The sequence below is a fragment of the Chromobacterium sp. IRSSSOUMB001 genome (assembly GCF_023507765.1).
GTDB classification, from domain to species: Bacteria; Pseudomonadota; Gammaproteobacteria; order Burkholderiales; family Chromobacteriaceae; genus Chromobacterium; species Chromobacterium haemolyticum.
The window spans coordinates 1-9,164 of sequence record NZ_JALCYU010000033.1 but is presented as its reverse complement, the minus strand read 5'-3'; the positions used below and the strand labels follow the sequence as shown (position 1 = coordinate 9,164).

Here is a 9,164-nt window from a genome sequence, read left to right as displayed (position 1 = left end):
TGTTCTCCCCCACTCACTTCGCCGCCGCGCGCGGGTCCAGCGCGTCGCGCAGCGCATCCACCAACAGGCTGAAGGCGGTGACCAGCAGCGACATGGACAAGGTAACCGCCAGCATTTGCCACCAATAGCCCTGGATCAGCTCGGTGGGCGCTTCCGCCAGCATGGAGCCCAGGCTGACCTGGCGCACGCCCACGCCGAAGCCGAGGAAGGACAAGATGGCTTCGTACTTGATCAGCGCCACGGTGAGCAAGGAAAACTGCACCAGCAACAGGTGGGAGATATTGGGCAGGATGTGGACGAACATTTTGCGGGCGTTGCCGGCGCCGATGGCGTCCGCCGCCTGCACATATTCGCGGCCCTTGAGCTTCAGGTATTCCGCGCGCACCAGGCGGAAGCTGCCGGTCCAGCTGGTCAGCGCCATCACCGTGACGATGGTGGTGATGCCGCGGCCGGAGACGGCGGCGAAGGACAGCAGCAGCAACATGTCCGGCACCGAGGTGAACACGCTGTAGAACCAACCCAGCGCGTCGTCCACCCGGCCGCCGAAGTAGCCTGCCGCCGCGCCCAGCGCGCAGCCCACCAGCAAGGCCGCCACCGCGCCGAACACGCCGACGAAGATGGAGGTGGACGTGCCTTTCAGCGTTTTTTCGATCACGTCGCGGCCGCGCAGATCGGCGCCGAAAGGCAGCGTGGCGAGCTTGGCCGGCGCGGCTTGCGCATATTCGCCCATGTGCTGCCGCGCCTGTTGCAACTCCTTGCCTATCGGGTCTTCTTCCGGCGTCATGGTGACGATGGCGGCGGACGCCTGGGCGGGCTTGGCCGGCTCCGGCGGCAGCACGTCGTCGGCGGAGGCCTGCACCCAGTTGGGCGGCGCGTAAGGCACAGCGATTTCATCGGTCCAGCCGCCGCCCACCAGATTGAACCAGCCGCCGACGGCCAGCAGCAGATAGGCCGCCACGATCCACAGCGACACAAAGCCCACTTTCTTGCGTTTCAGCCTTTGCCAGCCCAGCGCCCACAAGCCGCGCGAGGGGGCGGCCGGCGCGGCGCCGGCGCTATTGTGCAATGTCGTCATTTCCAGCCCTCTCTCACGTCAGTTGCACGCGCGGGTCGATCAATTTGTAGACCAGATCGCCCAGCAGATTGAACACCATGGTGGCGATGGCGATATAGATGGTGATGGCCTTGATCACCGGGAAATCGCTCTTGTTCACCGCCATCACCACTTCATTGCCCATGCCGGGAATGCCGAAGAAGCTTTCCAGCACCAGCGCGCCGATCAACATATAAGGCAGCGACATCATCACGCTGGTCACCACCGGGATCAGCGCGTTGCGCAGCACGTGCTTGAGCATCACCGCGCGCTCGGACAGGCCCTTGGCGCGCGCGGTGCGCACGTAGTCCTGGCCGATTTCCTCGACGAAGAAGCTGCGGTAGAAACGGATGTCCGGCCCCAGCGACACCATCAGGCCCATCAGCAGCGGCAGCGGCACGTAGACGAAGAGGTTGATCCAGAAGGAATCCCCCCAGCCGCGCACCGGGAACCAGCCCATTTTGAAGGCCAGGAAATACTGGCCGGCGATGATGTAGACCAGCGCGCTGACCGACATGGCCACGGTGCAGGCGATGGTGACGATGTGGTCGGTCAGGCCGCCGCGGAAATAGGCGACCAGCGCCGCCAGCGGGATGGCGATCAGCAGGTCCACCACCAGCATGGCGCCGGTCAGCGTCAAGGACGGGCCGACGCGGCTGCCGATGATGTCGGCCACCGGCTGCTGGGTGGACCAGGAGGTGCCGAAGTCCAACGTCAGCACCTGTTTGACGAAGATCCAGAACTGCTGCGGCAGGCTCTGATCCAGGCCCAGCTGGGCGCGGATATTGGCCAGCACGTCCGGCGTCAGGTGCTTGCCGGCCAGCACCAGCGACGGGTCCCCGCCCACCAGGGTAAACAGGGTGAAAACCAGCAGCATGACGCCAAACAGGGTTGGGATCATCTGCAGGATGCGACGGATGATAAAAGCGGACATATTGTTCTCCTCGCCTGCCGCTTACTTCTGCACGTCCAGGAAACGCCAGATGTAGTTGTAGTTGGGATGCAGCTTGGCGCCGCGCACCCAGGGCTGGATCAGCGTGTTGCGGAAACGGATGTCGCTGAAAGCCCAGGGGGTGTCCGCCATCACGATCTTATTCATCGCGTCGTACAGCCGGTTGCGCTCCGGCCCGTCTTCCAGATTGCGAGACTGCTCGTACAGCCGGTCGTAGCGCGCGGACTGGTAGCAGGCGTAGTTGACGCCGCCGGTATTGGGGCCGTACAGCAGCTGAACGAAGTTTTCGCCGTCCGGGAAGTCCGCGCTCCAGGCCGCCCCGTTCATGCCGAACTTGCACTCGCGCTGCGCCTTGATCTGTTCGTTCCACTGCATCACGCGGAAGTCCACGCGCACCTTGATCAGATCAAAGGCCTTTTGCCAGTACTCGTTCCATTGCTTGTCTATGGCGGTGGGGCCGGTCAGGAAGTCCACCACCAGCGGCCCGCCGTTCGGCTGGCGACGATAGCCGTCCGCGCCCTTCTTGTAGCCGAAGCGGTCCAGCAAGGCGTTGGCCAGCGCCGGGTTGTAGGGGAAGGCGCCGCGAAAATCCGGGTTGTGGCCGGCCACATTGGGCGGCACCACGTACTGGACCTTGACCGCCTGGTTGCGGCGGATGTCGCGTATGGTTTCATCGGTGTTGAAGGCCATGGTGATGGCGCGGCGCAGCGCGATCTTGTCCTTGCCGTAGCCGCCCACCACCGGGTCTTTCATGCCGAAGGCGTAGAAGGTGATTTCCTCGTCCAGGCTGCGCAGCAAGCGGACGCCCTGGCGTTGGAGGTCCGGCTTCAGTTCGGCCCGCCACGGGTTGCTCGGGTCCATGCGCAGCAGTTGCCGGATCAGCGGCTGGGGGATGCCCACCAGGTCCAGCTCCGCGCTCTTGAACGCCAACCAGGTGGGCTGTTCCTCCTGGATCACAGACACTTCGATGCGGCCGATCTGCGGATAGCTCTTGCCGTTCATCTCGCGGGCGACGCGCTGGTCTTCCGGGTCGCCGCCCGGCTGGTAGTTGAAGGTCTGCTTGCGGAAGTTGGGGTTGGCCACCAGCGAGATGTGGGTGCCGGGCTGCCATTTGGCCAGCATATAGGGGCCGGTGCCCACCGGGTGGGCGTTGGTGTTGCTGCCGTAGGCTTCCACCGCCTCGCGCGCCTGGCCTTGCACAAAGGGCGCGGCCAGGATGTATTTCAGCGCCGGATACGGCTGAATCAGCTTCAGTTGCAGGGTGTAGCGGTCCAGCGCGCGCACGCCGGCCACCGGCGCATCGTAGTTGATCTTGCCGCCGGCGGGCTTGGCCCAGGCGTCCAGGCCGACGAACTTGCCGGCCACCAGATCGCTCATCGGCGAGGCTACCGCCGGATCAATCAGCCGCTTGAAGGCGTAGACATAGTCTTCCGCCGTCAGCTCTCGTTTCTTGCCCTTGAAGGCTGGGTCCGGCGCGAAGTACACGCCTTTTTTAAGGGTGAAAGTGTAGGTTTTGGCGTCGGCGCTGACCGTGGGCATGGCGACGGCCACATTGGGCACCACCTTGACCGGCCGCGCCAGGTAGTCGAAGGTCAGCAGCGGATCGAAGATGTGTTCGATAATGGCGCCGGAATAGATGTCCGAGGTCTTGGACGGGTCGAAACCGGTTTCCGGCGCGTTGAAGGCCACATGCAGCACCTTGTTCATGTCCGCGGCCTGCGCCGACATTCCCCCCCACGCCATCAGCGCCAGCAGCGCGCATCGCTTCAGGCTCATGATTTTCTCCTTTGTTGTCGCTCCGGCCTGGCGTCTTGCGCCGGCCGATTATTATGTCGCCGTTCTAGCGGCTCTTAAGAACGTGTTTACGATCTCGCGAGCTAAGGCGAGACAAGGCGAAAACGAGCGAAAAAACGGAATGTACACGTGGTACATGAGCATTTTGAGCTCGGTTTCAACGCCCATTTCTATCCATCCCGCCGACGCGCAGCAGATCGTAAACAGGTTCTTAACACTCATGAACAAGGTGCGCCGGCCCTGCTTGTTGACAAGCGACGCCGGCGACGCCATCGTAAAAGTCTCCGTTCAAACACCACCCAAGGCGGCCGTTTTATCCACCCGCCTCCCACTTTTCAAGGAGCGCATCATGAAAACAAGGCTAGCGCTGACCCTGCTGGCGGCCAGCCTGCTGACCGGTTGCGCCACCCAGGCGGGTTACGCGCAAAAGGTCTATGGCTGGCAAGGCCGCGATGTCAACGAGATGCTGGCGCAATGGGGCGCGCCCACCAGCCAGCTGACCATGCCCAACGGCAATCAGCTCTACACCTACCGCAGCGCCTACAGTCAGGAAATGCCTTATCAGGGCGGCTTCTACAACTACCCGTGGGGCTTTAGCGGCGGCGGTTCGGTGTATTACCGCTGTACCACCAACTTCGTCGCCGATCCCAAAACCCACACCATTCTGTCGGTGAGCTTTGAGGGCAATGATTGCGTGGCGCCCCCTAAAAATTAAACACCGTCCTCGCCAAAAGAAAGAGCCTGCGCAAACGCAGGCTCTCTTCGTTTCAATGTTCGGCCGCCGGCTGGTGCGCCGGCTTGCCGCCCAATAGGCGGCGCACCCGGCTGCGCAGGCCGTCCAGATAGGTGTAGACCACCGGCACCACGATCAGGGTCAGCACCGTGGAGGTCAGCAAGCCGCCGATGATGGCGTGCGCCATCGGCCGGTTGCTTTCCGAACCGTCGCCGGTGCCCAGGGCCAAAGGCAGCATGCCGAAGATCATCGCCAGGCTGGTCATCATGATGGGCCTCAAGCGCACGCGGCCGGCCTCCACGATGGCCTGGTTGCGCTCCATCCCTTCGCGCCGCGCCTGGTTGACGAAGTCCACCAGCAGAATGCCGTTCTTGGCCGCCAGGCCCATCAACATGATGATGCCGATCACCGAGAACATGTTCAGCGTGGAGCCGAACACATAAAGCGAACAGAACACGCCGACGAAAGCCAGCGGCAAAGCCATCATGATGGTGACCGGCAGCGTGAAGCTGCGGAACTGCGCGGCCAGGATCAGATAGATGAAGATCACCCCCAAGGCCAAGGCCTGCACCGCGTAGCCCAGCGATTCCTGCATATCCTTTTGCTGGCCGCCCTGCACCAGCATCACCCCCGGCGGCAGCTTCAGCCCTTCCACCAGCTGATGCACCTCGGCGGAGACGGTGCCGGCGTCGCGGCCTTCGATATTGGCCAGGATGGTGATCTCTCGCATCATGTTGACGCGCTTGATCTGGCGCGGGCTGATGCCCTGCCGGGTTTCTATCAAGGAAGACAGCGGAATCATATTGGCCGCGCCGTTGGCGTCCGGCCGCCCGGCCACGGTCAGCGCGTCCAACAGTTCCTGGCGGCGCTCGGACTTGGGCACCCGCAGCTTGACGTCGTAGTTTTCGCCGTCCGGCGCTTCCCAGGTGGTGACCGCGTTGCCGGCCAGCAGGATGGACAAGGTCTTGCCCACGCGGGCCAGGTCCACGCCCAAGCTGGTGGCGGCGTCGCGCTTGAGCACCAGGTTCAGCGCCGGATCGCCTTCGCTGAGATTGGATTCGATATCGCGCACGCCGTGGATCTTGCCCAGCCGGCGCATCAGGTCTTCGGACACCGCGGTCAGTTCGCGCAGATCGCTGCCGCGCAGGCCCACCTTGACCGGCTTGCCCTGCTGCTGCTCGTTGGCCACCGATTTGATGGTGACGCCGGCCACCGGCAGCACTCGCGCGCGCGCGTCGGCTATCACCTGGCCCAGCGGGCGATGGCGGCTGTTCTTGTCGCCGATGTCCACCGTCACCGAGCCGTCGTTCTTGCCGGCGCCAAAGTTGCCTTCGCCCACATTCATCGAGATCGATTTGATTTCGGGAATGCCCTTCACCGCCGCCGCCAGCTCATGGCCCTTGGTGGCGGTGTATTCCAAGGCCGAGCCGGGCGCGGTCTGGTAGCTGATGGTGAATTTACCGCTGTCTCGCTCCGGAATGAACTCGCCGCCGATGCCGGGCACCAGCGCGAAGCTGGCGACGGTCAGCAGCAAGGCCGTGCCCAGCACGGTCTTGCGGTGGCCCAGCGCCCAGCGGATCACGCCGACGTAGCGCTCCGCCAGCCGGTCCAGCGAGCTTTCGAAGGCGTCCAGCATTCGCCCCAGCGGACCGCGGTGCTTGTCGCCGTGGTGGTGCGGGTCGTGCCAGATGGAGGACAGCATCGGGTCCAGCGTGAAGCTGACCAGCATCGATATCAGCACCGCCACCGCCACGGTCAGGCCGAACTGGTGGAAGAACTTGCCGATGATGCCGCCCATGAAGCCCACCGGCAGGAACACCGCCACCACAGTCAGCGTGGTGGCCAGCACCGCCAGGCCGATTTCATTGGTGCCGTCCAGCGCCGCCTGGTAGTGGCTCTTGCCCAGGCCGGCGTGGCGGACGATGTTTTCGCGCACCACGATGGCGTCGTCGATCAACAGGCCGATGGACAGCGACAAGGCCAGCAGGGTCAGCATGTTCAGGGTGAAGCCGAACATCTGGATGGCGAACAGGGTGCCGATCAGCGACACCGGCAGAGTCAGGCCCGTGATCACCGTGCTGCGCCAGCTGCCCAGGAACAGGAAGACGATCAGCACGGTCAGGCCGGCGCCTTCCAGCAGCGTGGACTCCACATTGTGCAGCGATTTTTTCACGTCCTCGGCGGTATCGTAGGTGTAGCGCACCTTGACCCCGGCCGGCATCTGGCTCTTCAGTTCCTCCACCCTGGCCTTGACGCCCTCGGCCACCTCCACCACATTAGCGCCGCGCGCGGCGCGCAGGTCCAGCGACACGCCGGGCCGGCCGTCTATCAGCGAGATGCTGGACTGCTCGGCCTCGGTGTCGGCCACGGTGGCGATGTCCTCAAGCCGGATGGGCGCGCCGTTGCGGTAGCCCACCGCCAGCTGCGAGAAGTCCTCGGCCGATTTCAACTTGCCGGCGACGCGAATCGCCCACTCCTTGCTGACCGCCGACACCGAGCCGGCGGGGAAGTCCTGATTGGCTGCGCGCAACGCGTCGGCCACGTCCTGCAAGGACAGGCCGGAGGCTTCCAGCCGCACCGGGTCCACGTCGACGCGGATCTCGCGGCGCACGCCGCCGATAAGCTTGACGTCGCCGACGCCGGCCACCATCTGCAGCCGCTTCTTCAGCACCTTGTCCACCCAGGTGGTCAGCTCGCGCGGCCGGGTCTGGTCCGAGGTCAGCACCAGGGTCAGCATGGGGTTGTCGTTGGGGTCCACCTGGGACACGGTGGGCGCGGAGATCTCGCGGCGGAACTGGCCCTGAATGGCGCCTATCTTGTCCCGCACGTTCTGCACCGCCGACACCGGGTCCACCGACAGCTCGAACTCCACCACCACGGTAGAGTTGCCTTCCATCGAGTAAGAGCGGATTTCCTTGATGCCGTTGATGGTGTTGACCGCCTCTTCCACCGGCTTGGAGATTTCGCTTTCCACCACTTCCGGCGAGGCGCCGGGATAGTCGGTGGACACCAGGGCGATGGGGAAGCGGATGTCCGGCATCTCCTCCACCGCCAGCCGCTGCCAGGAAAACAAGCCCAGCACCACCAGCGTCATCATCAGCACGGCGGCGAAATAGGGATTGCGGACACTGATTCGGGTCAGCCACATGCTGCGCCCCTCCGCTTAGAGTTTGCCGCCGGGCAGGGAGACCGGATCGCCGGCCTTCACCCCCACCAGGTCCACGGCGATCACGTGCTCGCCCGGCTTGACGCCGGCCACCGCCGCCAGCCTGTCCGCCTCGGAGCGCAGCAACAGCTCTACCGGCCGCCTCTCCAGCCTGCCCTGGCGCGCCACCAGCACCCAGGGCTGGCCGTCCGGATCGTGGATGGCCGGCAGCGGCAGCACGATCTGGTCGCTGACCTGGCGCAGCACAATGCCGCCCTTGGCGAACTGCCCGGCCTTCAGCTTGTGTTCCGGGTTTTTCACGCGGATGTACAGGGTGAAGCTGCGGGTGCCAGCCACCGCCACCGGGTTGATGCGCACCACTTCGCCTCGCTGAGGCTCGGCCAGGCCGTCCACGCTGAAACCGGCCTGCATGCCGGGCTGAATCTGCGAGATCAGCCGCGCCGGCACGGTGGCGGCGATTTCCAGCACCGATAGATCCGCGATGGCGAACAGCACCGCGTTCTTGCCCGCCACTTCGCCCGGATTGATCTTGCGCTCGTACACCACGCCGTCTATCGGCGCGCGAATCTGGGTGTCCGCCAGCAGCCGGCGCGCCCGCGCCAGTTGGGTGGCCTGAGCCTTGGCCTCGCCCTCCTTCACGCGGTAGTCGCTGTCGAATTCGTCATAGGCGATCTGCGAGATGAAGCCCTTGTGCAGCAGCTCGCGCTGCTTTTCCAGCTTGACCTTGGCCAGGCGCAGCCGCGCCTCGGTATTGGCCACCTGGGCGTTCTGCTCCGCCACCGATTGCGACAGCACTTCGGCGTCCAGCACCGCCAGCACCTGGCCGCGCTTGACCGCCTCGCCCTCGCGCACGCGCACTTCCTTGACCCTGGCCTCCACCTCGGCGGCCACGGTGCCGCTGGTCAAGGCGTTCAGCGATCCGGTGAAGGCTATCGTCGCCGCCAGCACGCGCGGCTTGGCCGCCATCACGTCGGCGGTGGACAACGCCCGCGCCACCGGCGCGGAGGCCGCGGCCTTGCCGGCGGCGCCCTCCTTGGGCGGCTCGGACGGTTTGGCGCCGCAAGCCGCCAGCGCCAACGACAAGAGCGGGACTATGACAAATCGTGTGTTCATCTGTGTTGTTCTTTTCTATGGTTGAGCCGCCCGCGACGCGGAGCTCGGACACGCGTGATCGGCCGCCGCGTCAGGCTCGGCGGCCGCGCATCCAGGACGATGAAACGACGCAAGACTCCCCCTTGCGCCGGCGCGGCCGGACCAGGGCCGCTTGGCATCATCCCACAGGCGTCACCGCGGGATATGCCATTGTGTGGTCGTATTGTCTTATTGTTGTGAAGCGTAGGCCGACAAGCCGCAGTCAAGCATTTGGGCGGCCTGACTGCGGCCGCCCGTTATCATGCCACAACACTATCCATTAGACATATGTCAT

Annotated in this window: 6 protein-coding genes; 1 reads left to right on the top strand and 5 read right to left on the bottom strand. The window is 64.6% G+C overall.

Going from position 1 to position 9,164, the window contains the following annotated elements; all coding sequences use genetic code 11:
• Positions 1-13 precede the first annotated feature (13 nt).
• The 3 genes from MOV80_RS23005 to MOV80_RS22995 are packed head-to-tail and all read right to left on the bottom strand — an operon-like array spanning position 14 to position 3,821.
• Positions 14-1,075: an ABC transporter permease gene (locus MOV80_RS23005; protein ID WP_249605538.1), complete on the bottom strand. Its 1,062-nt coding sequence runs from the start codon at positions 1,073-1,075 to the stop codon at positions 14-16.
• 13 nt (positions 1,076-1,088) lie between these two features.
• Positions 1,089-2,027 carry an ABC transporter permease gene (locus MOV80_RS23000; RefSeq protein WP_249605537.1) on the bottom strand — a complete coding sequence of 313 codons (939 nt, stop codon included), beginning with the start codon at positions 2,025-2,027 and terminating at the stop codon, positions 1,089-1,091.
• A gap of 21 nt (positions 2,028-2,048) precedes the next feature.
• On the bottom strand, positions 2,049-3,821 hold the full coding sequence (locus MOV80_RS22995; protein WP_249605536.1) for an ABC transporter substrate-binding protein: 1,773 nt from the start codon (positions 3,819-3,821) through the stop codon (positions 2,049-2,051).
• Positions 3,822-4,188: 367 nt separating this feature from the next.
• On the opposite strand from MOV80_RS22995, the gene MOV80_RS22990 reads away from it, so the two are divergent.
• Entirely contained in the window at positions 4,189-4,554 is a 366-nt protein-coding gene (locus tag MOV80_RS22990) for a hypothetical protein (RefSeq protein WP_019103708.1), read from the top strand.
• A gap of 52 nt (positions 4,555-4,606) precedes the next feature.
• Here the strand turns inward: MOV80_RS22990 and MOV80_RS22985 are convergent, their stop codons facing one another.
• Positions 4,607-7,720, bottom strand: coding sequence for an efflux RND transporter permease subunit (locus MOV80_RS22985; RefSeq protein ID WP_107732420.1), 3,114 nt, complete (start codon positions 7,718-7,720; stop codon positions 4,607-4,609).
• Between the two features lie 15 nt (positions 7,721-7,735).
• Positions 7,736-8,851, bottom strand: coding sequence for an efflux RND transporter periplasmic adaptor subunit (locus MOV80_RS22980; protein ID WP_043594675.1), 1,116 nt, complete (start codon positions 8,849-8,851; stop codon positions 7,736-7,738).
• Positions 8,852-9,164 lie beyond the last annotated feature (313 nt).

Bases quoted from the DNA above. Each gene is read 5' to 3' on its own strand.
- MOV80_RS23005 (WP_249605538.1), bottom strand. From the start codon at position 1,075: ATGACGACATTGCACAATAGCGCCGGCGCCGCGCCGGCCGCCCCCTCG.
- MOV80_RS23000 (WP_249605537.1), bottom strand. From the start codon at position 2,027: ATGTCCGCTTTTATCATCCGTCGCATCCTGCAGATGATCCCAACCCTG.
- MOV80_RS22995 (WP_249605536.1), bottom strand. From the start codon at position 3,821: ATGAGCCTGAAGCGATGCGCGCTGCTGGCGCTGATGGCGTGGGGGGGA.
- MOV80_RS22990 (WP_019103708.1), top strand. From the start codon at position 4,189: ATGAAAACAAGGCTAGCGCTGACCCTGCTGGCGGCCAGCCTGCTGACC.
- MOV80_RS22985 (WP_107732420.1), bottom strand. From the start codon at position 7,720: ATGTGGCTGACCCGAATCAGTGTCCGCAATCCCTATTTCGCCGCCGTG.
- MOV80_RS22980 (WP_043594675.1), bottom strand. From the start codon at position 8,851: ATGAACACACGATTTGTCATAGTCCCGCTCTTGTCGTTGGCGCTGGCG.